The 25,888-nt window shown below is 67.8% G+C and carries 26 protein-coding genes; 13 read left to right on the top strand and 13 right to left on the bottom strand.

The window, feature by feature from the left end; all coding sequences use genetic code 11:
• The first annotated feature begins 530 nt into the window (after nt 1–530).
• Entirely contained in the window at nt 531–1,751 is a 1,221-nt protein-coding gene (locus tag AC3A6P_RS13740) for a PucR family transcriptional regulator (protein ID WP_487692125.1), read from the top strand.
• A 654-nt stretch (nt 1,752–2,405) separates the two neighbouring features.
• Here the strand turns inward: AC3A6P_RS13740 and AC3A6P_RS13735 are convergent.
• The 3 genes from AC3A6P_RS13735 to AC3A6P_RS13725 are packed head-to-tail and all read right to left on the bottom strand — an operon-like array spanning nt 2,406 to nt 4,542.
• A complete protein-coding gene (locus tag AC3A6P_RS13735; protein ID WP_487692124.1) occupies nt 2,406–3,242 on the bottom strand; it encodes a sulfurtransferase in 837 nt (278 codons plus the stop codon).
• 12 nt (nt 3,243–3,254) lie between these two features.
• The gene (locus AC3A6P_RS13730; protein ID WP_487692123.1) at nt 3,255–4,082 is read right to left on the bottom strand and encodes a thioesterase family protein; all 828 of its coding nucleotides are present in this window, start codon (nt 4,080–4,082) and stop codon (nt 3,255–3,257) included.
• A 34-nt stretch (nt 4,083–4,116) separates the two neighbouring features.
• On the bottom strand, nt 4,117–4,542 hold the full coding sequence (locus tag AC3A6P_RS13725) for an EVE domain-containing protein (protein WP_487692122.1): 426 nt from the start codon (nt 4,540–4,542) through the stop codon (nt 4,117–4,119).
• Nucleotides 4,543–4,619: 77 nt separating this feature from the next.
• On the opposite strand from AC3A6P_RS13725, the gene AC3A6P_RS13720 reads away from it, so the two are divergent.
• A complete protein-coding gene (locus tag AC3A6P_RS13720) occupies nt 4,620–5,687 on the top strand; it encodes a phosphotransferase family protein (RefSeq protein ID WP_487692121.1) in 1,068 nt (355 codons plus the stop codon).
• Nucleotides 5,688–5,735: 48 nt separating this feature from the next.
• Here the strand turns inward: AC3A6P_RS13720 and AC3A6P_RS13715 are convergent, their stop codons facing one another.
• Entirely contained in the window at nt 5,736–6,467 is a 732-nt protein-coding gene (locus tag AC3A6P_RS13715) for a helix-turn-helix domain-containing protein (RefSeq protein ID WP_487692120.1), read from the bottom strand.
• A 139-nt stretch (nt 6,468–6,606) separates the two neighbouring features.
• Here AC3A6P_RS13715 and AC3A6P_RS13710 point away from each other — a divergent pair, with 139 nt between their 5' ends.
• Genes AC3A6P_RS13710 through AC3A6P_RS13700 form a run of 3 tightly spaced genes read left to right on the top strand, consistent with a single transcriptional unit; the run spans nt 6,607 to nt 8,259 of the window.
• On the top strand, nt 6,607–7,023 hold the full coding sequence (locus AC3A6P_RS13710; protein ID WP_487692118.1) for a WhiB family transcriptional regulator: 417 nt from the start codon (nt 6,607–6,609) through the stop codon (nt 7,021–7,023).
• A 10-nt stretch (nt 7,024–7,033) separates the two neighbouring features.
• Nucleotides 7,034–7,846 carry a C40 family peptidase gene (locus AC3A6P_RS13705; RefSeq protein ID WP_487692116.1) on the top strand — a complete coding sequence of 271 codons (813 nt, stop codon included), beginning with the start codon at nt 7,034–7,036 and terminating at the stop codon, nt 7,844–7,846.
• A 53-nt stretch (nt 7,847–7,899) separates the two neighbouring features.
• Complete coding sequence (locus tag AC3A6P_RS13700) at nt 7,900–8,259, top strand: DUF4226 domain-containing protein (RefSeq protein ID WP_487692114.1); 360 nt, start codon at nt 7,900–7,902, stop codon at nt 8,257–8,259.
• Here AC3A6P_RS13700 and AC3A6P_RS13695 read toward each other — a convergent pair.
• The 3 genes from AC3A6P_RS13695 to AC3A6P_RS13685 all read right to left on the bottom strand — a co-directional run bounded on the left by AC3A6P_RS13695 (nt 8,253) and on the right by AC3A6P_RS13685 (nt 10,976).
• Nucleotides 8,253–9,221, bottom strand: a complete 969-nt coding sequence (locus AC3A6P_RS13695) for a hypothetical protein (protein WP_487692113.1) — start codon at nt 9,219–9,221, stop codon at nt 8,253–8,255. The genes AC3A6P_RS13700 and AC3A6P_RS13695 overlap by 7 nt on opposite strands.
• A gap of 13 nt (nt 9,222–9,234) precedes the next feature.
• The gene (locus tag AC3A6P_RS13690; protein ID WP_487692112.1) at nt 9,235–10,347 is read right to left on the bottom strand and encodes a DNA methyltransferase; all 1,113 of its coding nucleotides are present in this window, start codon (nt 10,345–10,347) and stop codon (nt 9,235–9,237) included.
• 188 nt (nt 10,348–10,535) lie between these two features.
• Nucleotides 10,536–10,976, bottom strand: coding sequence for a PPOX class F420-dependent oxidoreductase (locus tag AC3A6P_RS13685; RefSeq protein ID WP_487692111.1), 441 nt, complete (start codon nt 10,974–10,976; stop codon nt 10,536–10,538).
• Between the two features lie 106 nt (nt 10,977–11,082).
• On the opposite strand from AC3A6P_RS13685, the gene AC3A6P_RS13680 reads away from it, so the two are divergent.
• On the top strand, nt 11,083–12,513 hold the full coding sequence (locus AC3A6P_RS13680) for a serine/threonine-protein kinase (protein WP_487692110.1): 1,431 nt from the start codon (nt 11,083–11,085) through the stop codon (nt 12,511–12,513).
• An 8-nt stretch (nt 12,514–12,521) separates the two neighbouring features.
• On the opposite strand, the gene AC3A6P_RS13675 is transcribed toward AC3A6P_RS13680, so the two are convergent.
• The 4 genes from AC3A6P_RS13675 to AC3A6P_RS13660 all read right to left on the bottom strand — a co-directional run bounded on the left by AC3A6P_RS13675 (nt 12,522) and on the right by AC3A6P_RS13660 (nt 16,342).
• Nucleotides 12,522–13,490 (bottom strand): NADPH:quinone oxidoreductase family protein, encoded by a 969-nt coding sequence (locus AC3A6P_RS13675; protein ID WP_487692109.1) that lies wholly within the window; start codon nt 13,488–13,490, stop codon nt 12,522–12,524.
• A gap of 67 nt (nt 13,491–13,557) precedes the next feature.
• The gene (locus AC3A6P_RS13670) at nt 13,558–14,370 is read right to left on the bottom strand and encodes an ABC transporter ATP-binding protein (protein ID WP_487692107.1); all 813 of its coding nucleotides are present in this window, start codon (nt 14,368–14,370) and stop codon (nt 13,558–13,560) included.
• A gap of 12 nt (nt 14,371–14,382) precedes the next feature.
• The gene (locus tag AC3A6P_RS13665) at nt 14,383–15,435 is read right to left on the bottom strand and encodes an ABC transporter substrate-binding protein (protein ID WP_487692106.1); all 1,053 of its coding nucleotides are present in this window, start codon (nt 15,433–15,435) and stop codon (nt 14,383–14,385) included.
• A 34-nt stretch (nt 15,436–15,469) separates the two neighbouring features.
• The gene (locus AC3A6P_RS13660; protein ID WP_487692105.1) at nt 15,470–16,342 is read right to left on the bottom strand and encodes an ABC transporter permease; all 873 of its coding nucleotides are present in this window, start codon (nt 16,340–16,342) and stop codon (nt 15,470–15,472) included.
• A gap of 223 nt (nt 16,343–16,565) precedes the next feature.
• On the opposite strand from AC3A6P_RS13660, the gene AC3A6P_RS13655 reads away from it, so the two are divergent.
• The 5 genes from AC3A6P_RS13655 (at nt 16,566) to AC3A6P_RS13635 (ending at nt 21,957) form a co-directional block, all read left to right on the top strand.
• The gene (locus tag AC3A6P_RS13655; protein WP_487692104.1) at nt 16,566–17,603 is read left to right on the top strand and encodes a LacI family DNA-binding transcriptional regulator; all 1,038 of its coding nucleotides are present in this window, start codon (nt 16,566–16,568) and stop codon (nt 17,601–17,603) included.
• A gap of 61 nt (nt 17,604–17,664) precedes the next feature.
• Nucleotides 17,665–18,813 carry a Gfo/Idh/MocA family protein gene (locus tag AC3A6P_RS13650; protein ID WP_487692102.1) on the top strand — a complete coding sequence of 383 codons (1,149 nt, stop codon included), beginning with the start codon at nt 17,665–17,667 and terminating at the stop codon, nt 18,811–18,813.
• Nucleotides 18,810–19,979 carry a dihydrodipicolinate synthase family protein gene (locus tag AC3A6P_RS13645; RefSeq protein WP_487692100.1) on the top strand — a complete coding sequence of 390 codons (1,170 nt, stop codon included), beginning with the start codon at nt 18,810–18,812 and terminating at the stop codon, nt 19,977–19,979. Before AC3A6P_RS13650 ends, AC3A6P_RS13645 begins: the two co-directional genes overlap by 4 nt.
• A complete protein-coding gene (locus AC3A6P_RS13640) occupies nt 19,976–20,884 on the top strand; it encodes a sugar phosphate isomerase/epimerase family protein (RefSeq protein ID WP_487692099.1) in 909 nt (302 codons plus the stop codon). Before AC3A6P_RS13645 ends, AC3A6P_RS13640 begins: the two co-directional genes overlap by 4 nt.
• Entirely contained in the window at nt 20,872–21,957 is a 1,086-nt protein-coding gene (locus AC3A6P_RS13635) for a glycerate kinase (protein WP_487692097.1), read from the top strand. The genes AC3A6P_RS13640 and AC3A6P_RS13635 overlap by 13 nt, the downstream gene beginning before the upstream one ends.
• 10 nt (nt 21,958–21,967) lie before the next feature.
• Here AC3A6P_RS13635 and AC3A6P_RS13630 read toward each other — a convergent pair whose 3' ends face one another.
• Nucleotides 21,968–22,228 carry a hypothetical protein gene (locus AC3A6P_RS13630; RefSeq protein ID WP_487692096.1) on the bottom strand — a complete coding sequence of 87 codons (261 nt, stop codon included), beginning with the start codon at nt 22,226–22,228 and terminating at the stop codon, nt 21,968–21,970.
• 131 nt (nt 22,229–22,359) lie between these two features.
• Between AC3A6P_RS13630 and AC3A6P_RS13625 the strand changes: the two genes are divergently transcribed.
• Nucleotides 22,360–23,475, top strand: a complete 1,116-nt coding sequence (locus tag AC3A6P_RS13625; RefSeq protein WP_487692095.1) for a GGDEF domain-containing protein — start codon at nt 22,360–22,362, stop codon at nt 23,473–23,475.
• A gap of 6 nt (nt 23,476–23,481) precedes the next feature.
• Here the strand turns inward: AC3A6P_RS13625 and AC3A6P_RS13620 are convergent, their stop codons facing one another.
• Complete coding sequence (locus AC3A6P_RS13620; protein WP_487692093.1) at nt 23,482–24,567, bottom strand: GGDEF domain-containing protein; 1,086 nt, start codon at nt 24,565–24,567, stop codon at nt 23,482–23,484.
• A gap of 496 nt (nt 24,568–25,063) precedes the next feature.
• Between AC3A6P_RS13620 and AC3A6P_RS13615 the strand changes: the two genes are divergently transcribed.
• A complete protein-coding gene (locus AC3A6P_RS13615; protein WP_487692091.1) occupies nt 25,064–25,789 on the top strand; it encodes a Type 1 glutamine amidotransferase-like domain-containing protein in 726 nt (241 codons plus the stop codon).
• The last annotated feature ends 99 nt before the right edge of the window (nt 25,790–25,888 follow it).

Below are 25,888 nucleotides of genomic sequence, written 5' to 3'. Positions count from 1 at the left end.
ACCGGCCATAGCGAGATGTCACCCCATGAGATTGGATTTATCGACAGTTGTCGGGTCAGCGAGCGGGCCTCGAACCTTCGCTCCGATCAATGAACTGTGCGGCTCGGCTCAGGTGTGCGGTCCACATCGGCACGGGTCGTGAGCTATGGCCTGGGGACGGATGGCCTCCCGGGTCCACCTTTCGCACCACCGCGAGGCTGCGGGAGGTGTGAAGTAGCGTATCGCCGTCTCGCGCTGCATTGCTCGAACACGTTCACGATGGCGCCCTGGACCAAGACGTCGACGGGCCGAGTCGATCTCGGCGGCCAGCACGCCGCGGGTCAACCGGCGCGACTTCGAATCCATTGACACGACATCTGTCAACTCCCCGCAACCGCCGAAGCCCGATACCATCGGCTTACCCGCCCGAAACCGATAGTCGCATGATTGCGCGACGGGCATTCGAACCAAGGAGCGGTACGGTGATATCTCGCACCGGAGAGGACTTCGTCAGGCCCGACCGGCGTCATGGGCCATCGACATTGGCGACCATGGACTTCGACACCGTGCAAGCCATCGTGGACGACCTGGCCTACCGTCTCCAGAGATCAGTCGCCGTAGATGACACGTCCATGCGGCTTATGGCATCGAGTCGCCACTTCGGAGAGGAAGACGAGCTGCGATCTAGCTCGATCCTCAATCGTGAAGTTCCGAGATCGGTCGTCGAGCACATCTTAGGCATGGGGATCGCGGACTGGACGGAGCCTGGGTGGATCGAAGACTCCGAGCTGGGCCTGAGACGCAGGTTGTGTGTGCCCGTCCGGTATCACGGCTTGCCGCTGGGGTATATGTGGCTCATCGAGTGGCCGGCCCATCCCATCGCGACCGAGGACGTCGACCGGGCCATTGCCGCAGCCGCCCAGGCGGGCGTACTCCTCTTCCGCAGTAGGCTCATCCACGAACGATTGAGTAACCGCCACGAGGCTATGCTGCGCGAGTTGGTCTCCTCAGACGAAGCAGCACGGTCTCAGGCGGTCGAAGACCTACTGGCTGAACAGGTCTTTCCCGAGCACGCACAGCCGTATCAGGTGCTAGCGGTGCGGACGACTCTGGCCAGCACTACGACGGGCGACCCCGAGCTGCAACAGGCGGTCCGAGAGGCCGCGGGACGACTGCCGTCTGGCACGGCCATGGCGGTCGCAGGTCCGGCGGGTGCCTGGCTGCTGCTCGCCGGGGCCGAGCCGTGGTCCGACCTTCGCGTCAAATCGTTGCACAGCCAAATTGCCGACCGCCTGGCCACAGGAACGTCGGACGAACCTGACGTGACCTTCGGTCTGGGCGACGTGGTCAAGGAGTTGGGCAGCCTACATCTCTCATACCGTCAGGCTTTGATGGCGGCCCGTGCCGCGGACCTCGTGACGTCGTTCTCGCCGTTCGCGAGGTGGACCGACCTCGGTCCGTACCAGCTGCTGCTGCGGATGAACAGCAGCGACATTGCGGCCGTATCCTCCCTCCAGGCCCTCCAGGCCCTTCAGGCCGCGGACGATCGCGGGACCCTGCTCGAGTCCCTCGAGTGCTTCCTCGACCACGCCGGCGACGTCCGTCGCGCCGCCGGCGTCGCCTGCGTGCACCGTGCCACGTTCTATCAACGTCTCAGGCGCATCGAGGATGTGACGGGGTGCGACCTCAGCTCCGGTTCCGACCGCCTGATGCTGCACCTCGCGCTCAAGATCCGCGCTCTGGCACCTAAGCCCGGGACACTTGGCCCATGATTCCGGGGACGGATCGGGACTGACGGTCCCGGTCGGACCGAAGGCGTCGACCACAACAGCGGGCGTTCTCTATCTTGTAGTAGAAGACTGCGACGATGAAGTAACGGGAAACGCCGATGCTGGTGCCTGCCCCAGTAGGTCGCGATCAGGGTGCCTCAACGACGAGCAATGATCAGAACCTGTGGATGAGCCTCGATGTGGGGGCGTGAGAGTGGGCGCATCTTCCCGAGGATGATCTGAATGTCATAGCTCTGATCAAGAGCCGGCGTTGGCGCGCTGGTTCGGGAAGGTACGTCCTGTGGTTCAACGGTTTTCATTGCCGCTGGCCCGAATATGCGCGTAAACCTGTAGGCGTCGAATAGGTCGCTGATCCGCTTCCGGAGCCAGATTGTCTATCGAGGCCGGTTGAGGTTCTTAGCTGCCGCGACAACGGCTGGGTGGTCGAGGTTCAGATGCTCGAGTTCGACGAGCTTGGGCCGTTCCCGCTGGCGATGACGGTCCAAGTTGGCCGATGGAAAGACCACCACTGCACCGCCTGCCATTTCCGGTCAACGATGGCCACATCTCGACTGATGCACTGCCGGCGCATCGGCAGGAATGCAGCGGAATCGAATATGACGAGTTGCCAGTAAGTACACCGTTTCCTCTAATGAATCATGCGGCGCCTGTGGCCACCGGCCGGTCGGGGTCGCATGACCATTCCGACCATGAGCCGGGGAACAGGGCGGCGTCGTACCCGGCGATGGCCAAGGCGGCGATCTGGTGGGTGGCGGTGACACCCGAGCCGCAGTAGACACTCACCGGCAAGGCGTCGGCACCCACCGCCGCGAACCGCGCCCGCAGCTCGGCGACGGGGAGGAAGGTGCCGTCAGCACTGAGGTTCTCCGAGGTCGGTGCCGACACCGCACCGGGGATGTGTCCGGCCCGCGGATCCAGCGGCTCCTCGTCACCGCGGTAGCGTGCGCCTGCACGCGCGTCGAGCACCACATGGTCCTCGCCGGCCGCCTGGGCCGCCACGGCGTTGATGTCCGCGGTGGGCAGCGCGTCGAGGCTCGAGATGGTGACGGTACCGGGCTCGGGTGCGACATCTCCTGTCGCCGTGGGCAATCCGGCCCGCTTCCAGGCGGCCCAGCCGCCGTCGAGCAGCAGCACCTCGGTGACTCCGCCGGCGCGCAGCAGCCACCAGGCGCGGGCGGCGGCCTGGGCATTCCAGTCGTCGTAGACCACCACGGTGTCACCGGGGTTGATACCCCACCGCCGCGCCGCCGCCTGCAGAGCGGCGGGGCTGGGCAGCGGATGTCGGCCGCGGCCGGTCACCGAATGATCGGACAGCTCGGTGTCCATGTCGACGAACACCGCGCCGGGGATGTGCCCGGCCAGATAGTCGGGACGGCCGTCGGGTTGCATGACCGTCCACCGCACGTCGAGCACTTGCAGGTCCGGGCGCGAGAGTTGGTCGGCCAGTTCGGTTGCCGAGATCAGAACTGTCACGGCTGATCCTTCCTACGCGGTGGTGTTGCGGGGGCTGAACGCCTCGGGTGGCTGCGCCAGTGCGACTGCGACCGCGGTGCCGATCGGGCCGTCGGTGTCGAACACCGTGGCCGTCCCGGTGGCGATACCGGCGGCGCTGTGCTGGCTCACCGCCGCCAGCCCGACGTACTCGCCCTGCGGTAGCCGACTCAAGGTGAGCGTGTAGTCGGCGTTGATGTGTCGCAAACCGCCTGTGCCCCAATGTGTCAGCGGGCTGGTGACCTCACCGCACATCACGGCGCGGGTGAACGGCGTCAGCTTCTCACCGGCGACCAGCGGCCGCACCTGGCGGATCCAGGCGAACTTCTGGTGTTCGGACTGCTGCCACTCCGTGGCGTCGAGACCGGGCGCGCCGGAGTCCGGATTGGCCCCGTAGGCCCACAGGAACATCGGTGGGCCGGGCGGCAGTTCAGCAGGCTCGTCGGGCAACGGTGGCATGCTCAGCTGCGGCGACCACACGGTGGCGTCGGGTTCGGCGGTGCGGCGCAGGAACACCGCACTGGCGCGGGAGACGACCGTGTCGCGCTGGATCAGCGCGACATCGGCCACCTTGATCCGTTTGCCTTCCCGCTGCACCGTCGTCTGGACACGGACGGGCTCGAGGAACGTAGGTCGCAACAGGTCGACGGTGAGGCGAGCCGGCAGGAAGTCCGGATCGCCGGCGTCGCGTTCCACCGCCCAGCCCAACAGCCCGCTGACCAGCTGGCCCCCGATGGTGGCGCCCCACGGGCCTTGGGCCAACGAACTCGGCGTGAAGACGTCGCCGTCTTCGGTTGCGAAGAATGCGTCCTCGGTGCTCACCACCGTCACGATAGGACAACCGAGCATTGACCTGTCAGGCGGCAACCCGTCGCGTCAACGCTGTCCGGATGACTTCGAAGTCGTGGCTGTTGACCCGGAAGAGGCCGAAGCGGAACCGGAAGCCCCAGTGCTGTTTGTCCTCGATGAAGTCGAGCTCCTCGATCAGCGGGCGGATGGGGACGGGGGTGCAATCGACGAACTCGACCCGGCGGCGATACGGCTTGAAATCCGCCGATACCTCCACCTGGTAGGGCTCGTCGTCGACGACCTGCCCGAGGGCGGTGAACATGCGCAGCGGTTCACCCTCCGGATAGTCGGTCTTGGGCGAGTAGAAGACGATCCAATCGCCACGGGCCAGCCGTTTGAGCCGGTCCGGCTTTCCGTGGTCGGCCTGCGTGAAGCCGCCGGCCACGCCGCGGGCGACGTGCTGGGCGCTGATGGTGTTGATCCATGCGGTCATGCCGCCACGGTAGGAGGGGGGTCCGACATTCTCGGGCGTCCTAGAACGTGTTCTAATTCACTCACGAGGAGGTGCCCGTGGCCACCATTGCAGCGATCCCCGCCGGCCCCGCCGAGGTCACCAGCCAGTGGCTGACATCCGTGCTCGGAACCGATGTGACCGGCGCGGAGGTCACCCCGGTGGGCACCGGGCAGACCGGGGCCACCTACCGTGTGGCAGTCACCTACGCCGGGCCCACCGAATTCCCGGCGACCCTGATCGTCAAGCTGCCCTCCCAGGACGAGGCGGTACGCGAGCGAGTGGCGTTGGGCTACAAGTCCGAGCACGCGTTCTACACCGAAGTGGCCCACACTCTGGCCTTACCGCTACCGCACTGCTATCACTGCGAAATCGACCGCGACGGGGCCGATTTCGTGATGCTGCTGGCAGACCTGGCTCCGGCCGTCCAAGGTGATCAGCTGGCCGGCTGCACCCTGGAAGAGGCCCGGCTTGCCGCCCCAGCGCTGGCCGGTCTGCACGGGCCACGCTGGTGTGACCCCGACTGGCTGACATTCACCGGCGCCACCATGCCGCGGCCGGACGCCGATTTCGCCCGGGGCCTGGGCGAGCTCGCGGTCATGGCGGCCGACACCACGCTGCAACGGCTGGGTGAGCGGGTGTCCGTCCAGGACCGGCAGACGCTGACCGAGACCGCCGCGCTGGTGGGCCCGTGGCTGCTGCTGGAGCCCGAGCGGTTCAGCCTGCTGCACGGGGATTACCGGCTGGACAACCTTTTGTTCGATCCGGACCGCACCCAGGTCACCGTGGTGGACTGGCAGACGCTCACGGTGGGACTGCCGGCTCGCGACCTCGCCTATTTCGCCGGCACGAGCCTGGTCCCCGAGCTGCGGGCCGAGGCCGAGTCCACGCTCGTCGAGGACTACCACCACGAACTCGTCCGCTATGGCGTCACCGGCTACGACCTCGAAACCTGTTGGGCTGATTACCGATTGGGCATGCCGCAGATCCCGCTGATCACCACCTTCGGTTTCGCCTTCTCGGCCGCCACCGAACGCGGCGACGACATGGTGCTCACCATGCTCGAGCGCGGATGCCGGGCCATCCGCGAGCTCGGCACGCTGGAGCTCATCCGCGAACGGGTGTGAAACTGACCGACGGCGATGGCGTTGCCCACCATCGCCCGACGATGACCCTCACTCCCCGACGGCGTCGGCGAACGACCTGATCCGGCCCAGGGCGCCGGGCGGGATGACTCCGTGGTTGCGGATCGACCAGATCTGCTCGGGCGAGACGCCGAGGAGTTCGGCCAGGACGTGCTCGGGTAACCCGGACGCGGCGCACGCGCGGTCGAAGCGGGCACCGAGGCTGCCCGGCAGCCTTGCCATCAACCCCGACCGGGTGCTCTCGAGTGCCTTGATCAGATCCATCAGCTGGCCGTGTGGGTCGGCTTCGGCATTCGCCGCGACCCGCCACGAGTTGGCCGCCAGCAACTCGGCCTTCACACACTGGTCGATCAGCGAACGAACCACGTTTTCGTATTCGTTTGAGGTAGGCGGGGGAAGCCGGTCGATCACCGAGTTGATGGCCTCGAGGTGCGCTGCGGCGAACCCTTCGAAGACTTCGGTGTCCGCGCGACGTGTCACCACCACCGGCGCGGCGGGCTCCGCGACCGGGCGGGCGTCGAGCAGCTGGGCCAACTCGGCGTCCGGGTCCTGCGCCAGGACCAGACGTGCGTAGGTGCCGGGCGGCAGGCCGAGACCGTTCTCGACCTTCTGAACTGTGCCTTTGTGAGCCTTACGGGTGCCGCGCTCCAGGTAGCTCAGACCCATGACACTCACACCGGTGGCCTCGGCGAGGTCGGCCAACGACCAGTCCCGCGACTCCCGCAACGCGCGGAGAGCGGCGCCGGCAGCTTCCCGGCTCACGCCTGCGCTCCGGACATGGACGAATCGTACACAGAGCCAGTCCTCTTCCTTTCTATATATGTTTTTGTCTCCGTTTCTTGCCACATCGACATCTTGCATATACGCTTCTGTCATCGCTTCGATCTGAGGAGACGCTCACATGGACCGACCTTGCGCCTCGAATCCCGACTTGTGGTTCGGCTATTCCGATGACGACGACGCCGATGGCGCCGCCAAGGCCCGTGCCTACGAATCGGCCGCCGTCGAAGCGCGCACGATGTGCCTGCGCCGGTGCCCACTGGCCCAGCAGCGGATGTGCGCGCAGCGCGCCGTCGACCACGGCGAGGAATACGGCGTGTGGGCCGGGGTGAAGTTGCCCGGCGGCCAGTACCGCAAGCGACACCAGCTGGCGGCTGCGCACGAGACGCTGCGCAAGATCGCCGCCGGCGAGATCAGCGCCCGGCAGCTACCCGAGAACGCCGCACTTCTCGAACGGCGGCAATCGGAGGTGCTGCCGGCGGTGGCGACGGTGATCCATCTGCCGTCGCTGCGAATCGATCCGCGCTCCGCGGCCTGAGGCTGCGAGAATGAGTGAGCTCGACATCCTCGCCCGCGCTCACAGCCTCTTCGCCGCCGAAGCCAGACCGGCCCCTGCGGCCACCGGCATCGACCATCTCGACGCCGCTCTGCGACGGGCCGCAGATCTCAATACCGCTGCAGGACAAGGTGGCTACCGAGGGGCCGTCGATATTGCCCGAGACGTCCTACGGCGTACGGCAGCCACCGATACGGAGTTCGCCGCGCTGGTGGCCCGGGCCCAGCAGGACCACGCGCTCGCTCGGGCCCTCACCCGATCGGTCTTGGAGGCCGCGCGGGCCGACCTGGGCGCAGCCACCGATTCGCCCGTGGCGCAGCGTGAGGCGGTGCGGCGGACCGTTGAGCGACTGCGCGCCCAACAGCAGCATGTCCTGGCCGCGCGCCGGCGGGCGCGTCGGCGTCTGGCGGTACTGCTGCTGTTGCGATACCGCGGACTGCGCAGGCCGGTGAGTGTTCCTGCGCCGGGGAGCCGAGCCGAGATCGCCGTCCGCGCGGCCCTGTCACGACTGGGCATGCCCTACGTCTGGGGCGCCACCGGACCCGATCGCTTCGACTGTTCCGGGTTGGTGCAGTGGGCATACCGGCAGGCGGGAATCAGCCTGGACCGCACCACCTATGACCAGATCCACGACGGGTTCGCGGTGCCGCGCACCCACGTGCAGCCGGGCGACCTGGTGTTTCCTCACGCCGGGCATGTGCAGATGGCGATCGGCAACGGAATGGTGGTGGAAGCACCGCATGCGGGCGCGAACGTGCGAATCAGCCGCATGGGTTCCGATGTGGTGATCCGCCGCCCGTGGTGACGGGGGCCGCGAAGTGAATTGTCACAGATTTGCGCCGGGAGTACCTTCGCAGCATGGCGGAGCATGCGGACTCATCGGTGTCCGCGCTCGCGGATGTGGGTGACGCATTGTCCGCACGCCACAACGCCCTGGTGGCCGCCGATCAGACGCTGGCCGCCGCAGTGGCCGAAGCCCACGCCGTCACCATGGACGCGCTCGGGCGACTCGATGCCATCGGCGCCGAGATCGAGAACGCGGTGGCCCAACAGCATCTGCTGGCCCTCGACACGGCCGCCGGAGCACGCGAGTTCCAGCTCTTCCTGCTCGCCAGGAACAGGGACATCATCGCGGTGGTCAACGAGGCGGCCGCTCGTGCCGACGCCGCGGCGACGCGGATGCGCGGGCTCGCCGATCGCTACGCTGCCCCTCAGTAGTCCGGGAGCCGGTTGACCCATTCGCGCAGCAGCGACTCCAGTTCGTCGGTGTCCAGGCGCTGGGTTTGCCGGTACCGCGCGATCTGCCGAACGATCCTGGCGTTCAGCTCTTCTCGCTCCGCTGATTCGGCGTATGTCTTGAAGAACCGCACCCAGTGCCCGGCCTCGATACCCGCTACCCGCTCGCCCAGGATCTCGTTGACGTAGCTGTCGATCAGCCCCTCGGCCCGCGCCACCCGTCCGAAATTGCCGCCGGAGTCCTGCTTGGCCTTGTCGGTGATGTTGGTCTTCGGCAGTGGATACGGCCGTGGATCCGGCGGCGGGTTGATGGCGTAGTAGTCGTCGCTCTTTTCGTGTCCGCTTTCGGCGTCCTTGGCGCGCCGGCCCACCGACCAGTAGTGGTTGCGCATATCGGCGGCGTAACGCGCGGATTCGACGAACGGCTTGTAGACCATCGGGTGCCCGGACAGCACGTTCTTCAAGTGCCACGGCACCACCACCAACAGGTCGTGCACATCGCACACTTCGCGGTTGACGGCATAGCGGAACGACGGCTCGGACTCACGGCTCAGCAGGTACCAGCCCTTGAGCTCGATGCCCATGGCCACACCGTGCCCGGCGGCGATCAGGGTGGCGTTGTTGGTGACCAGGCGGACGTCGGGAAAGGTCTGCGCGGAGCGGACGAATTTGTACTCGGCCCAGGCACCGTCGGGATCCCACACCGCGCGCAGCCGGTTCAACGTCTCGACCACTTGGATCTCGATGCTGCCGCCCAGCATCGAGTTCAAGGAGAACAGATCGCCCGCTTCCAGGCCCTCGATGAACGTCTGCGAGCTGAAGTGCACGGGCAGGGCGGCCAGAGCGTCGCGCACGTCGCCGACCAGCGTGCCGCGCGGGGTCGCCGGATCCGGATCTTCGCGCACCGGCGGGGTGGGCGCGATATACCCGCCGAACAGCGTCATCGAGAACTCGCTGTCATTTGTCAGCCTCGATGGCGTCGGTTTCGGCGGCGATGTGCCGGTTGGCGACGGCGTCGCTCAACCTCTCGTGCGCGATCTCGGCGAAGTGCGGATCCCGTTCGGCGACAAAGGCGCGACGGCCCAGCGCGACGGCGGCCACAGACCCCGAGGCCAACCCCCCGAACGGTTCCCACACCACGTCACCCTCGCGGGTGACGGCATGCACCAACCGCTCCATGAACTCCAGCGGCTTCTGGTTCAGGTGTACCGACGACGCCCGGGTCGGTTTGTACACCCGGGGCGCCGACCGGCGCATCGACCCCTTGAGTCGCTCGCCGTCGTGCAGCGGCCCGCGCCGCCACACATTGGTCAGTCCGTGGGTGTGGGTCCACGGATAGCGCATCACGTCCCACTGCTCGGCCGTCACCGAGGCCACCCCGTCGAGGGAGAAGTACGGCCGGCCGGACTCGAAACCGTGCTCATTGCAAAAGGCGGCCATCCGCTCGACCATCAGACCGGGCGGAAAATACCAGAGCCAGTCCTTGGTCAGGTACTTGCGGGTGGCCGCGTTGCGCACCCCACACGCCTCGTTGGACAGATACAGCGGCAGCCCCGAGCGCAGCCATTCGTGGCGCAGCCAGTCCTGCACGCCCAAGACCTCCCCGTCTTCGGTCGGCACCTCGAAGCGGCGCTGGTAGAGCGCGCACACCTCGGTGACGACGGGGTACTGCCGGATGGTCTTGCCGTTGACATTGCCCGCGATGTGCGACAGGCCCTTGTCCCAGACGATGGTCTGCACGTAGTCCCAGCCGCGCCGATTCAGTTCGGCGTGCACCGTCGCCCACCCGACCTCGGTGCCCCAGAACCACAACGTGGTGCCTGGGTGCGACGCCCGCGTCCACGCCGTGATGTGTTCGTCGTACCACTGCACCAGACCGTCGGAATCGGTTGTGTCACCGTGGAATCCGCGGACACCGTAGGCACCGTCGCTGATGATGGTGTCCGGCGCCGGCCACGTGGCGTAGGCGTCGCGCGCGTCACCGCGGTGCAGTGAGAACGGCGCGTTGGTGCCGCCGACCACACGCAGCGGCTGAGTAGCCCGGCGCGTACGTGCGGCGCGTGCTGGCATGGTCGGTGGTCCTATCCGGTCGGGCGTCGTGACGATCGTAGGCAACGACGACCCTTGCACACGGCACCGACAGGACTCAGGTCATTAGTTCGCGAGCTCATCGGCCGCTCGTCCCTCGCGACCTCGACTCGCTCAGGTCACCAGTTCGCGAGCTCATCGGCCGCTCGTCCCTCGCGACCTCGACTCGCTCAGCGGAGCGCTTCTCCGTACACCCGCTCCACCGTCAACGCCATCAGCACCCGCCGATCGGAGACCATCACGGCGCGGTACTCGTCCCAGTCCGGGTGCTCACCGGCGGCGCTGCGGTAGTAGTCGACCAGCGCCTCGACCTCTGTGGAGTGCGGGTCGGCTCCGGGCCCGGTGAGCGTCACCGCGCCCTCCGCCGTCGCCCACGCCCACCCGTCGGTCCGGGTGACCTCCAGCGCCGCGCGCGGGTCACGACGCAGGTTGGCGGTCTTGGCGCGCCCTTCGGTGATCGAGACGTAGATGATGCCGGCCGCCCGGTCGTAGAAGGGCGTCACGGGAGACAGCTGCGGCAGGCCGTTCGCCTTGATCGTGGCGAGCACCCCGAGGCGGGTCTCGGCCAGAAGCGTGTGCGGGTCGAATGTGGGCGGAGTCACAGAGCTCATCCTCCCGGCAACAGGTGTGACCGGGCCGGGTATTCCGGCCTCGCTACCCTGCAGTGAGGAGGAAACCGATGCATACCGTGACCACGGGTTTGCTGGGGGCTTGTACATGCCGCTGACCAGTGGCGAGCAGTTTGCCGGGTACCGGATTCTGCAGATGATCGGCTCCGGCGGAATGGGCGAGATCTACCTGGCCCAGCATCCGCGTCTGCCCCGGCACGACGCGCTCAAAGTGCTGCCCGCACACATGTCGGCCGACACCGCCTTCCGCGATCGGTTCAGCCGCGAAGCCGACCTGGCCGCCTCGCTGTACCACCCGCACATCGTCGGCGTGCACGACCGCGGCGAGGACCGCGGCCAGCTCTGGATCGCGATGGACTACATCGACGGCACCGACGCCGGGCGCCTGGTGCGCGAATACCACCCCCGTGGGCTGCCGCCCGCCGAAGTGGTCGAGATCGTCGCCGCCATCGCCGAGGCCCTCGATTACGCGCACGCCCGCGGTCTGCTGCACCGCGACGTCAAACCCGGCAACATCCTGCTCAGCAGGCCGGTGGCAGGCAGGCGCCGAATCCTGTTGGCCGACTTCGGTATCGCACGGTCGATCACCGACACCAGCCAACTCACCCGCACCAACATGGCGTTGGGTACCGTGCACTACGCCTCGCCGGAGCAGCTGCGCAACCAACCGCTGGACGGACGCACCGACCAGTATTCGCTGGCGGCAACGGCTTTCGAGCTGCTGACCGGTGCGCCACCTTTCGATGACCCCAGTGCCGCGGTGGTCATGACCCAGCACCTCACCTCGCCGCCCCCGTCGCTGGCCTCGACGCGTCCTGAGCTGGCGGCGCTCGACGTTCCGTTTGCCATCGCGCTGTCCAAATACCCCGGCGACCGATTCCGCACCTGCGAGGAGTTCGTGCAGTCCTTGCAGACCCATCTGCACCACGGCCGCCGCGGAACCCGCGCCATGTCCGCCCCGGCGCCCAGCGCACCGCCGCCTGTGCCCGCCGCCGCGCCCGTCACCGCCTCACCGGGCCGCAACAATGCGTTGCTCTGGCCCCTGGTGATCGCCGGCGTCGTCGCCGTCATCGTCATTGCCGCGCTGGTCATCACTTCACAGTCCGGTCCCGATGACACCGCCGCCACCACACCGGTGACCGTTCCACCGGCCACGAGCACCACCCAGTCCACGACCACCACCACCACCACGACGACCACCGAGACCCCGGAGGGTTTCGCAGCCATGCGCGATGTGGTCACCAGCTATTACGCCCGACTGCCGGATGACACCGGCAGTGCGTGGAAGATGTTGTCCGACAGCTATCAAGAGCAGACGGGCGGGCGCCGCGAGTACCAGAGATTCTGGTCCTCGGTCCGTTCGGTGAGCGTCGATTCGGTGTCTCCCCGCGACGACACCAGTGTGTCCGCGCAGCTGACCTATGTGATGCAGAACGGCTCGACGTCCTCGGAGCGACGCTGGTTCCAGATCGAGGACCTCGACGGCACTCCGGTGATCGCCGATTCCGGCCTCGGCTGAGGCCGGACCTAGCGAACCTTGACCACCACTTTGCCTTTGGCGCTGCGGTTCTCCAGCGCGGCGATGGCTTCGGCGGCCCGCTCCAGCGGATAGACCTCCGGCTCCGGCGCGGTCAGCGCACCGGAAGCCAGCAGGGGTTCCAGCTCGGCCCACTGCTTGTCCAGGTACCCCGGGTGCGTCATCGTCCAGGCGCCCCAGCCCACCCCGACGGCGTCAACATTGTTGAGCAGCAACCGGTTCGCTTTGATGGTCGGGATGTCGCCGCCGGTGAAGCCGACCACCAGCAGCCGGCCACCGGGAGCCAACGACCGCAGTGAGTCGGTGACCCGGTCACCACCCACGGGATCCAGCACGATGTCGACACCGCGGCCGCCGGTCAGCTCCTTTACCGCATCCTTGAACCCCTCGGCCAGCACGACGTCGGTGGCCCCGGCGGCGCGGGCGATCTCGCCCTTGGCCTCCGTGCTCACCACCGCGATGGTGCGCTCCGCGCCCAGAGCCGGGGCCAACCGCAACGTCGAGGTACCGATACCGCCGGCGGCGCCGTGCACCAACACGGTCTCACCGGCCGCCAGCCGACCGCGCTGGCGCAGGGCGAACAGCACCGTCAGGTCGTTGAACAGCAGGCCGGCACCGGCCTCGAAGGACACGGTGTCGGGGAGCTTGAACACCTGGTCCGCCGGCAGTGTCACCACCTCGGCCATCGCGCCGTAGAGCATGGTCAGCCCGGCCACCCGGTCCCCGGCGGTCACGTGCGCATCGGCCGGCGCGCTGCGGACCACACCGGCGAGCTCACTACCGGGCACGTACGGCAGGTCGGGCTTGTACTGGTAGAGCCCCCGGGACTGCAGCGCGTCGGGGAAGGCCACCCCGGCGGCATGTACTTCGATCACCACACCGTCGGCGGTGGGTTCGTCGATCTCCACCACCTCAGCGGCTTCGGGACCGTCCAACCGGGCTATCTGTACTGCGCGCATGGGATCCAGTGAACCAAATGGGATGCCGGCACCCGGGGACCACCTCCCCGGGTACCGGCATGGCTGTTCAGTCCGCGGCGGACGAGCTTCCGAGCAGATCCCGCACGCGGTTGGCGACCTTGATGAACTCCGGGCGCTCCATGGTCTCCGCGTAATCGCGCTCGGCGGGCAGCTCGACATCCAGCGACTCGACGATCCGGCCGGGGCGCGGGCTCATCACCACAACACGGTTGGCCAGGTACACCGCTTCGGCCACCGAGTGGGTGACCAGCACCACGGTGGTGCCGGTTTCACGCCAGATGCGGTGCAGTTCGATGTTCATCTTCTCGCGGGTGAGCGCGTCCAGCGCACCGAACGGCTCATCCATGAGCAGCACCTGCGGTTCGTGAAGCAGAGCCCGGCACAACGACACTCGCTGCTGCATACCGCCCGAGAGCTCGTGCGGCAGTGCGTTCTCGAAGCCGCTGAGGCCGGTCATCTCGATGAGATGGTCGCACCGGCGCTGCGCGACCTGGCGGGGCATACCGCGCATCTCGGCCTGCAGCAGGATGTTCTTGCGCACCGAACGCCATTCCAGCAGCGCCGCGCGCTGGAACACGTACCCGATCTCACGTTGGGGGCCGCGGACCCGGTTGCCGCGCAGCCGGACCTCGCCGCTGGTGGCATCGGTCAGGCCGGCGACCACCTTCAGCAGGGTCGACTTCCCGCAGCCCGACGGCCCGGCGATCGAGACGAACTCGCCATCGGCGACCTTGAGATCGATATCGGTCAGGGCGTTGGTGGTGGCCCGTTTGGACTTGAAGGTGACGTTCAGATTCTCGATCGTGATGGCGTCAGAGGTCACAGTGGTCTCGGGTGCTTCGATCGTCGCGCTGGTCATGTCCCGCCCTTTCTACTGCTCGGCTTTGGGGGCGAACGACGAATCCCAGTACTCGGAGGGATCTTTCGCGGACTCGAGCAGTCCGGCGTCGGTCAGCGTGGTGATGGTGGTGGTCCAGTCCTCCTTGGCGTTGAAGCCGGGAGCCTGGTTGGCGGTGGCGGGCGTGGTCAGCAGCGGGATGGTCTGCTCCCACTGCTGCAGCAGCACATCGCGCGGCGGCATCTGCGGGTCCTTGCCGGCCATGGCGTCCACGGCAGCCTCCGGATTCTCAGCGGCCGCGGTGAAGGCCTCGCTGGTCGCGTCCACCATGGACTGCACCAGGTCGGGGTTGTCCTCGATGGTGGAGGTGTTGGCGATCAGCCCGTTGCTGAAGAAGTTCAGGCCGGCATCGGAATAACGCAGGTAGCGAACCTCTTTGCCGCTCTTGTTGGCGATCGTCGGGCCCTGATCGTGGGCGAACCCGATGAGGCCGTCGACCCGGCCGGAGAGCATGGCGGCCACCTTGCCCGCCGCATCGAGGCTCTGCTGGGTCACCTGGTCGGCGGGTACCCCCACCTTGTCCAGGTAGATGGGGAAGGTGGTGGTGGGCGCGTCGCCGGCGGACACCGCGATGGTGCGGCCGACGAGATCCTCCGGTGTCTCGATGCCGGAGTCCGCGAAGACCTGCACGGCCGACGGCGTGGTCTGCAGGAAGACACCGGCGCTCTTGACGCCGACACCCTTGTCGATGTTGCTGAGTACGGCGGGGGTGTCAGCCCAACCGAAGTCGGCCTGGCCGGAACCGATGGCCTGCACGGTCTTGGTGGAACCCTGACCAGCGTCAATGGTCAGGTCGATGCCGTGCTTGGCGAAGATGCCCTCCTGCACTCCGTAATAGAACGGGGCGTGCTCGCCGTAGGGGTACCAGTTGAGCATCAGGGTGGCCGGCGTGGCCCCACCCTCGGCCGACGACGACTGGGCGGCCGGTTCGCCACTGCCGCCGCCACCGCACGCGGCCAGCGCCAGGGATGCCACGGCGGCCGCCGCCAGGGTGCGGCCGCGTCGGATGTTCAGGGAAAAGCTCATGAGTGCCTCCGGGTTTCTTGGTCGGGTGGTGGGGTCAGGAGGTGGCCGAGGCGTTTCCGCGGCGCGAGGAATGCCAGGGAATGAGCAGCTTCTCGGCGATCTCGATGACGGCGAAGAGCAGGATTCCGAGCGCGGACATGATGATCAGCGCCGCGAACAGCATGGCGGTGTCGACGTTGCCGTTGGCCTGCAGGATGACGTAGCCCAATCCTTCGTTGGCGCCGACGAACTCGCCGACGACGGCACCGGTGACGGCGAGGGTGGCCGCCACTTTCAGGCCGGACATCAGCTGCGGCAGGGAGGCCGGGAACCGGATCTTCATGAAGGTCTTGAACCGGCTGGCACCCATGGTCGAGGTGAGCTCGAGGATCTCGGGATCCACCGAGCGCAGGCCGGCCAGGCCCGAGATGACGATCGGGAAGAACGCCATCAGCACGGCGACAAGGATTTTCGGCGAGGTACCGAAGCCCAGCCACACGATGAACAGCGGCGCGATGGCGATCTTCGGGATCACCTGGGCGAAGAGGATCAACGGGTAGAGCGTCTTCTCCAGGTTCGACGAGTACACCATCACCACGGCAACGAACTCGCCGATGATCGCGGCGATGACGAAGCCGACGATGGTCTCCCAGCCGGTGACCCAGGTGTTCTGGGCAAGGTAGGCCGCGTTGTCCTGCGCGGTCTGCCAGGTGTCCAGCGGCGAGGGGAGGATGTAGGGCGCCACCAGTTCGGCTTCGGTGACGGCCCACCACGCGGCGAGCAGGACGGCCACGAAGGTCAACGGGCGCCAGAGTGCCGAGACGGCTTTGCGCGCCGAGAAGCTGGGGAGGTAACTCCTGCGCGGAGGGGTCGATCGCGAGGTGGGGGCCCCTGATGGCCGGACCCCGGTCGAAGCGGCTACCGCCATGAACAGTCCTAAGGTCGCAGTGTCCCGGGGTGCCGGTTCGTGGGGTCCCGGGTTTGGAATGCGCTTTCCGTAGCGGTTTCGACTGTAACGTGACCCATCGCACAGTGTCAACGCCGCTGTGGTGCGCACGTCGTACGACGTCAGAGCGCCGCCGCACGGCCACGTCCTGGGTGGCAGTGGTTTCATTGAGGCCGACTACGAAGGCGTCCGGGAGGGTCCTGTCATGAAAGCTGACCGTCGCGGGCTGGTCACCCTGGAGGATGTGGCGCGGCACGCCGGGGTCTCGCTGGCCACCGCCTCACGCGCCCTCAACGGCAGCGAACGCAAGGTCCGCAAGGAGCTCCACGATCGGGTGCTGGCTTCGGCCGCGGTGCTCAAGTACACCCCGAATGCGCAGGCCCAGGCCATGGCCCGGGGACGGACCAATGTCATCGGACTGGTGGTGCACGACATCGCCGATCCCTACTTCGCGAGCATCGCCGCCGGGGTGATCGAGGCGGCCGACGAGGAGGGACTGCTGGTCACGCTGGCCAGCACCGGCCGCTCCCCGGAACGCGAGGTCCAGCACGTGGCCAACCTGCGGGCCCAGCGCGCCCAGGGGGTGATCATCGTCGGCAGCCGCGACGCTCAGACCTCCCGGCGCGGCCCGCTGGGGCAGGAAGTGGCGTCATTCGAAAGTGGCGGGGGCCGAGCGGTTCTCGTGAGCCAGCACCGCCTCGACACCGACACCATCGTGATCGAGAACCAGTCCGGGGCCCGCGATCTGGCCACTGAGCTGGTCAAACTCGGCTACCACAAGCATGCGGTGCTGTCGGGTCCGCCCACGCTGCTGACGGCCATCGACCGGGTCAACGGCTACCGCCGCGGCCTGACCGCCGCCAAGCTGGCCCTGCCATCCGAGCACGTCGTGGGCGGCGACTTCACCCGCGAAGGCGGTTACCGGGCCGCCGAGCGGCTTCTCGACCGGCTCAACCAGATCGACTGCATCTTCGCGGTCAACGACGTGATGGCCGTCGGCGCCATGGCCGCGCTGCGCGACCACGGGGTCTCGGTCCCCGGCGACGTGGCGCTGGCCGGCTTCGACGACATCGCAACCCTGCGCGACGTGACTCCGCGCCTGACGACCGTGCAGATCCCGCTCACCGAAATCGGCGCTCAAGCATTGCGATTGGTGCTGCAGGAACCGGGGCCGCAACCGCGCCTGCGGCGGGTCAAGAGCACCGTGGTGATCCGGGACAGCACTCCGGAACTGACGCGCTGAACCGACGACAAACTCCCGCGCGGCTCTTGCCACCGATTTGGAAAGCGCTTACCGTAGCCGCATGACAGACGACACCCTCCGCATCATCATGAACGGCGTCACCGGACGCATGGGCTACCGTCAGCACCTGGTCCGGTCCATCCTGGCCATCCGCGATGAAGGCGGTCTCGAGCTCGCCGACGGCCGCCGGGTCCAGGTCGAGCCGATCCTCGTCGGCCGCAACGCCGGCAAGCTCGCTGAATTGGCCGACCGCCACGGCATCGCCGAATACACCACCGATCTCGATGGCGCCCTCGCGGATCCGACCTCGAGCATCTACTTCGATGCCCAGGTGACCTCGGAGCGCAAGAAGGCGATCTTGAAGGCCCTGGCCGCAGGCAAGCACATCTACACCGAAAAGCCGCTGGCCGAAACCGTCGAGGAGGGTCTGGAACTGGTCGAGGCCGGAAACGCCGCGGGCACCATCAACGGCGTCGTCCACGACAAGATCTACCTGCCCGGCCTGGTGAAGCTCAAGCGCCTGGTCGACTCCGGCTTCTTCGGCCGGATCCTCTCGGTCCGTGGCGAATTCGGCTACTGGGTGTTCGAGGGCGACCTGCAGCCCGCGCAACGGCCAAGCTGGAACTACCGCGCCGCCGACGGTGGCGGCATGGTGCTGGACATGTTCTGCCACTGGAACTACGTCATCGAGCACCTGTTCGGCCGCGTCGACTCGGTGATCGCCAAGGCCGTCACCCACATCCCCCAGCGCTGGGACGAGCAGAACCGTCCCTATGAGGCCACTGCCGACGACGCCGCCTACGCCATCTTCGAGGTGGGCGACACCATCGTGCAGATGAACTCGTCGTGGGCCGTGCGGGTGGAGCGCAAGGAGCTCGTCGAGTTCCAGGTCGACGGCACCCACGGTTCGGCCGTCGCCGGCCTCTTCGGCTGCCGGATCCAGCCGCGGGTCCGTACCCCCAAGCCGGTGTGGAATCCCGACCTGCCGACCGACCACGACTTCCGCGCTGACTGGGACGAGATCCCGGACAACCAGACCTTCACCAACGGCTTCCGCGCCCAATGGGAGCGCTACCTCACCGACGTACTCGAGGGCCGGCCCCACCCGTACGACTTCATGTCCGCAGTGCGGGGTCTGCAGTTGGTCGAGGCCGGGCTGCAGTCCTCCGACGAGGGCCGCCGGATCGAGATGGAAGACCTGAGCCGATGACCACCTCCACGCTGGCTGTGGAACTTCCCACTGCACAAGGTGATTGGGACACCGTGCAGGTGGCGGCGCCGACAGACTGGGCCGAACATCCCGGCGGCTTCGCCACCCGGCAGGCGTTCGCCGCGGCCCACGTGGCCGCCGATCCGTGGGGTGACAACGTTCCCGGCGCCCCCGCCGCGGTGGACTGGGATGCCACGCTGGCGTTTCGCCGCGACCTGTTCCGGTACGGCTTCGGTGTCGCCGAGGCCATGGACACAGCCCAGCGCAACATGGGCCTGGACTGGGCCGCCACCCAGGAACTCATCCGGCGCAGCGCCGGGCAGGCCCTGGCCGTCGGGGCCCGGATCGCCTCCGGTGCAGGCACCGACCATCGCGACACCCTGGCCTCGCTGCAGGAGGTCATCGACGCCTACAGCCAGCAGATCGCCTTTGTCGAGAGCACGGGTTCCGAGGTGATCCTGATGGCCTCGCGGCATCTGGCCCGCATCGCGCGCAGCGCCGAGGACTACCTGACGGTGTACGGCCGCCTGCTCGAGCAGGTGTCACGTCCCGTGGTCCTGCACTGGCTCGGTGAGGCGTTCGACCCGCAACTGCGCGGTTACTGGGGCAGCACGGAGACAGCCACCGCCACCGCCACGTTCCTCGAGCTGATCAACGCCCATAGCCACAAGGTCGACGGGGTGAAGGTGTCGCTGCTGTCGGCCGAACACGAGATCGGGCTGCGGGCCGCGCTGCCCACCGGGGTGCGGCTCTACACCGGCGACGATTTCAACTATCCGGAGCTGATCCGTGGCGACGGCACCCACCACTCCGACGCCCTGCTGGGGGCACTGGCCGCCATCGCTCCGGCTGCCTCGACCGCCCTGGCCGCCCTGGACCGGGGTGACGTCGCCGGCTACGACGCGGCGATGAACCCGACGCTGGCGTTGTCCCGGCACATCTTCGAGGCACCCACCTATCACTACAAGACCGGTATCGCGTTCCTGGCGTGGCTCAACGGCCTGCAGCCCGGCTTCACCATGGTCGCGGGTCTGCAGAGCGCCCGCAGCGCGGTGCACCTGTCCACACTGTTCCGCCTGGCCAACGACGCCCGGGTGCTGCGCGATCCCGATCTGGCGATCGAGCGGATGACCAATTGGCTTCGGGTGCACGGAATCTCACGATGACCGAGGTCCTGGATGTGCCGTCCGGACTGGCGGCCAGAGTGGAAACCCCCGGTCCCGGCGACCACCGGCTGGCCCGGCTGTCCCTGAACCAGCGGACGACGGCCTCGTGGGATCTGCGCTCGGCCATCGACGGCTGCGCCGAGGCCGGGCTGCCGTCGATCGGGGTGTGGCGCGAGCCCGTCGCCGAGGTGGGGCTGAGCACGGCGGTCGGATGGATCCGGCAGGCCGGGCTCAGGGTGTCCTCGGTGTGCCGCGGCGGTTTCTTCACCGTCGCCGGACCTGCGCAGCGCCGGGCGGCACACGAGGAGAATTTGCGGGCCCTCGACGAGACCGCCGCACTGGGTGCACCCACGCTGGTGCTGGTTCCGGGTGGCCTACCGGCCGGGGACCGCGACCTGGTCGCCGCGCGGGCTCGCGCCACCGAGGCCATCGCCGAACTCGCCGGCGAAGCGGGTCAGCGCGGCGTACGCCTGGGAATCGAACCCATGCATCCGATCTTCGCCGCCGACCGCGGCGTGGTGTCGACCCTGCGCCAAGCCCTCGACATCGCCGAGCAGTTTCCCGTCAACCAGGTGGGCGTCGTCGTGGACACCTTCCATTTATGGTGGGAGCCAGGGATTTTCGAACAGATCGCCCGTGCCGGTGATCGCATCACCAGCTACCAGATCGGTGACTGGATCACCCCGCTTCCCCCCGATGCGCTGCTCTCACGCGGCATGGTCGGCGACGGGCACATCGACTTCGCCGCCTTCACCGCCGCGGTGGCCGCCACCGGCTACCCCGGCGATGTGGAGGTCGAGATCTTCAACGCCGATATCTGGGCCGCCCCCGGCGCCGACGTGGTGTCCACCATGATCCGGCGCTACTGCGAACTCGTCGAACCGCATCTGGCATGCGGGTCCTGATCGCCCCCGACAAGTTCAAGGGCTGCCTGCCCGCAACGGCCGTTGCGGCGCAGTTGGCGGCCGGCCTGGCCGACGCGGGCGTCGAGTCGGTCTGCCTGCCGTTGGCCGACGGCGGCGACGGCAGCGTCGCGGCCGCGCTGGCCGCCGGATTCGGTGCCCACCCCGTCGTGGTCTCCGACGCCCTGGGTCGACCCCGGACGTCGACCATCGCGATGCGTGACGGCACCGCCGTGGTCGAGATCGCCGACACCTGCGGCATGTCCACCCTGCCCGCCGGAGTGTTGGCGCCTCACCGGGCGTCGAGTTTCGGCTTCGGACAAGCGATTCGGCAGGCGCTGGACCTCGGCGCGCATCGCCTGGTGCTGGCGCTGGGTGGCAGTGCCAGCACCGACGGTGGCACCGGCATGCTCGCCGCGCTGGGCTACCGCTTCCTCGACCGCACCGGCCGTGCGGTGCCGCCCGGCGCCGAACATCTGTCCCGGGTGCACCACATCGAGCGCAGCGCGGCCGTCGACCTGGCCGCTGTCGACATCCTGGTCGCCACCGACGTCAGCAACCCGCTGACCGGCGGCTCGGGCGCGGCCGCGGTGTTCGGTCCGCAGAAAGGGGCCTCCCCCACCGATGTCGCGCAGCTCGACGCCGGGCTGATGAACCTGGCGCGCGCCGCGCAACGGTCCGGGTGGCCCGGCGCTCTGGCCGAGGCCGACGGTGCCGGAGCGGCGGGCGGGTGCGGGTTCGCGGCGCTGCTTCTGGGCGCCGCGGTGACCTCAGGTGCCGAGTACTTCCTCGATCTCTTGGAGTTCGATCGCCGGGTGCAGGAGTGCCAGCTGGTGATCACCGGGGAGGGTCGGCTCGATAGCCAGACCCTGTTCGGGAAACTGCCCGCAGCGATCGCCGAGCGTGCGGCTCAGCTACCCGTCGTCGCAGTGGTGGGCCGTAACGACCTGGGCGCCGACCCGGCTCCGTTCGCCGGCATCCATGCCGTCGCCGATCTGACCGACAGTGATCCCTCGACGGACCCGGAGCAGACCGCCCTGCTGCTGCGCCGGATCGGCGCGCAGCTGACCGGGTGAGGGCGCGGGCCTACTCCGCGTCGGTGTGCGGGGTGGGGCTCTGCGCGGATTCCCATTTCGATTCGGGGAATCGGCGCACCACGGTTCCGGATGCGTACTCGATGTCGAACGTCTCGCCGTTGTCGGTCTCGAACGTCACCAGGACCGAGGCGGCGCCGTCCTTGTCGGTGGTGTCGTCCTTGTGCACCACCTTCGCGCTCTTACCGTCCCTGTCGACGAGGTCGCCTTCGGCCACCTGATCGATCGGGATCTCGTCGAAGGTCTCTGCCATGGTGGCGACGTTAGCCCACTGACTACAGCAATCACAGCCCACCCAGGTAGCCTCACTCAATCGCCCTTCGCTGGACGCCTGGTGAGCGGGGGGTCACCGAACTGTCATTGGGCGGCGTCGAGAGGCATCGGATGCCCGAAGGTCTTCAGAGGTGGTGGCACCACCCCGACCACTACTACTGGATGACCGCGTACCTGGCCGCCCAGGGAGCCCAGGCGGCCGTGTGCCGGGCCGTCGCGGCCACCACCCTCGGTATGGGCCTGGTCCCGCTGTTCATGCTGGCCAGCCCGTCCGGACCGCAAGACCCGCTGGGCCGGTCAGCGTCGGTGTTCATCACCATCAGTTGCCTGGTCATGGCGTTGTTCTGGCTGCGGCCCGCTTGGCCGAGCCGGCGGGCGTCGGGCGCCTTCGTGGTGTGTTCCAGCCTGCTCATCGCACTGACCTGCCTGACCGGTGGTGACGTGGTGGCCAACGCGACGGCCGGTGCGGCGTTCGCCATCCTCGGCGCCTACGTCGGGTTGTTCCACACGGCGCGGCTGGTGCTGACCAATGTCGTCATCGCGGTGGTGACCATCGCGGTGACGGCGACCCAGCTCGCCGCGGCCCGCGACATCGTCTTCGGCGCGTGCACCGGGGTGTTCATCCTCGGCATCAACATCGTGGTGCCCGTCGCCTGCCAGACACTGGTGCACATGCTCGAGGTGGACGTGCTCAGCGACGACATCGACACGGTCACCGGGCTGCTGAACAAGGACGCGTTCTATCTCCAGACCAGCGAACTGATCGGAGCCCGCAACCGCGGCGATGACCGCTACCTGATCATCGCCGTCACCACCCTGGACCATTTCCGTCTGCTCGGCGAGACCGAGGGCCGAGTGGCTACCGACCGGGCCCGGGTGGCCGTCGGGCAGACCTTGCGCGATGTGACGCGCCGCGACGCCGTGGTAGCACACATCGGCGAAGAGGAATTCCTGATCTCCGACACCTTCCAGACCACCGATGTCAGTCCGCTCGTCGACCGGGTGCGCAGTGCCATCGCCACCACCCCTCCCCGGCTGACGGCCAGCATCGGCGTGGTGAGCACTCCCCTGAAGGGCTTGGCGAACACCCCGTATCACGAGGTCCTCGACGAGATGGTCACCATCGCGACGGTGGCCATGTTCGACGCCCGGCTGGCCGGCGGTGACCAGGTGCGGTACGTGGAGTGCCCGCCGCTGCGTGCCCTCGACGACCGCCGCGACAACTGACCCGGCTCAGGTGTGCCGCACCTGGTTGCCGCCGGAACGCTTCGCGATGTACATGGCCGCGTCGGCGCGGGTGCACAGCTGCCCCACGATGTCCTGCTTGGCCTCCGGGCTCAGATGGTCGACACGGCCCGTCGCCGAGCCGACGCTTGCGGTGATCGGGAACGGCAGCGCGGCAACCGCGTCGCAGATCCGCTGCGCCAGTGCCCGCGGGGTGGTGTCGGTGGCGAAGTCGGCCACCAGGAATTCCTCGCCGCCCACGCGACCGGTGACCACACCGCCTCGACCGAGCGAGGTCAACACCCGGCCCACCGCGATCAGCGCTTGATCCCCCACCGCGTGTCCGCTGGTGTCGTTGAGGAGCTTGAACCGATCGAGATCCACCATCATGATCACCAGGTACCACGGCGCGGCGCGGCCGGTGTGCAACACCTCGTCGACGCGCTCGAAGAAGGCCCGCCGATTCAGCAGACCGGTCAGTGGGTCGTGGCGCGCCTGCAGCAGGTCGATGCCCAGTACGTGGACCACCGCTTGCACCCCGAACGGGACGCCGGTGTTCATCAGCAGCACGAACAGCAGCGCCGCCAACACCTCTGCGGTATCGCCGCCGAATCCGTACACCGTGGCCTGCACGACGCTGAGATAGATGGCGACGGCGAAGTTGTAGACCATGAAGCTGGCGCCGTGAAAGCAGGCGATGTAGCCCCCGGTGATCGCGAAGGCCACACAGCCGATCAACCCGACCATGGCGTTGACCTGCGTCTGGCACACCACCGCGATGCACAGGTTGATCGACAGGATGAACGCGATCGATTGCCGCTTGGTGGGCCAGCGGATCAACCACAACGCACCGCAGGCCAGGGTGCCTGCCGTTGCGGTCCACGCCAGTGTGCGCAGGATCGGGCCGTGTACCGCACCGGGGCTGAGCATCAGCACCGCGGCCACGACGCCCAGCGAGAACGTGATGGCGGCGATGAGCGTCCGGCTGATGTTCAGCATGCCGCGGGCGCGCAGGTAGCTACTGATCCAGTGGTAGGAATCCGGTTGACGCCACCACCGTTTGATCGAGGTGATCAGCGATACTTCGGCAACCATCTGGTGAGAACCTTTGCCCCCGCGTCGGTCCGTAATCGGTAGTTCCCCGCCCACCGAGATGAACGCAGGATAGGTCGCCCGCCTGAAACACGTTCTATTTCGTGGGCAAACTGCTCACAGCGTAGATGACAGGCGTCCAGCGGCCGAACGGCGTCGACGGACGCGGATCTCCAGTGCTCCTCGATGACACCGCGGGCGCCGGCTGACCACCGGCGCCAGTTCAGGACGTCCGCGTGATGCAGTCCGACGGTATCCGCGAACGATCTCTTGTCGTCTTCGACATACTGAACCGCCCAGCCGTGGACGCGGATCGTGTCACGCAGGTGGTCCAGATAGTCGTCGATGGTGGCGCGCCGGGTTGTCGCATTGCCAGCACATGGCCGCGCCTTTCTTTCGTAGTTGCGACCAGCATCCGCTCGGGGTCCGACAAGCGAGCCGCGCAGCCACCACATCGGCGCGTGAGCCCCGAAACCACTTGTCCCGCTAGGCTCGTCGTATGCCTGCCGACGCACCCACCATTCTGGCCACCAGCGGTGGTATCGGTGCGGGCCGGCGAACCAGGCTGGCCTTCACCGCACTGACCGATTTCGCCGTGGAACTGTCCGGGGTGACCGGCCGGGCGCCGAAGGTGTGCCTGTTGGCGACGGCCATGGGCGATGACAAGGCGGTGCTGCACTACCTCACCGAAGCCGCTCAGGTTCGAGGGTTCTCGGTCTCACACGTGTCGTTGTTCCCCATGCCCAACGTCGACGACGTCACCGCGCATCTGCTCGAGCAGGACGTGGTGTGGGTGTACGGCGGCAGTGTCGCCGGCCTGCTCGCGATGTGGCGGCTACACGGTCTCGACGCGGCACTGCACACCGCCTGGCGATCCGGTGTGGTCCTGACCGGCGTCTCGGCCGGCTCGATCTGCTGGCACGCCGGGGGCACCACCGATTCGTTCGGCCCCGAGCTCCGGCCGGTGACCGACGGGCTCGGGTTCGTTCCCTACGCCAACGGCGTGCACTACGACTCCGAGGACCAGCGCAGGCCGTTGTTGCACCGGCTCGTCGCGGATGCAACGCTGCCCGCAGCGTATGCCACCGACGACGGCGCCGGGGTCCTGTACCGAGGCACCGAGTTCGTCGAGGCGGTGACCGAAAAGCGTGGCGCGGCAGCATATTTCGTTGAAGCGGTCGACGGCGCCGCGGTCGAGACCACGTTGGACGTGCGGCTGCTCTGACCCGTCGGGTGCGAACACCGCTGCCGTCACACCCGCCGCTGCCCGGACTGCCGACGACCGCCACGCTGCCAGCTGCGCGCCCCCGGGCCAACCTTGATC

The sequence above is a fragment of the Mycobacterium sp. Soil_C_30 genome (genome assembly GCF_057656995.1).
Note: the sequence above shows the minus strand (reverse complement) of the source record. Positions and strands in the feature narration are given on the sequence as shown.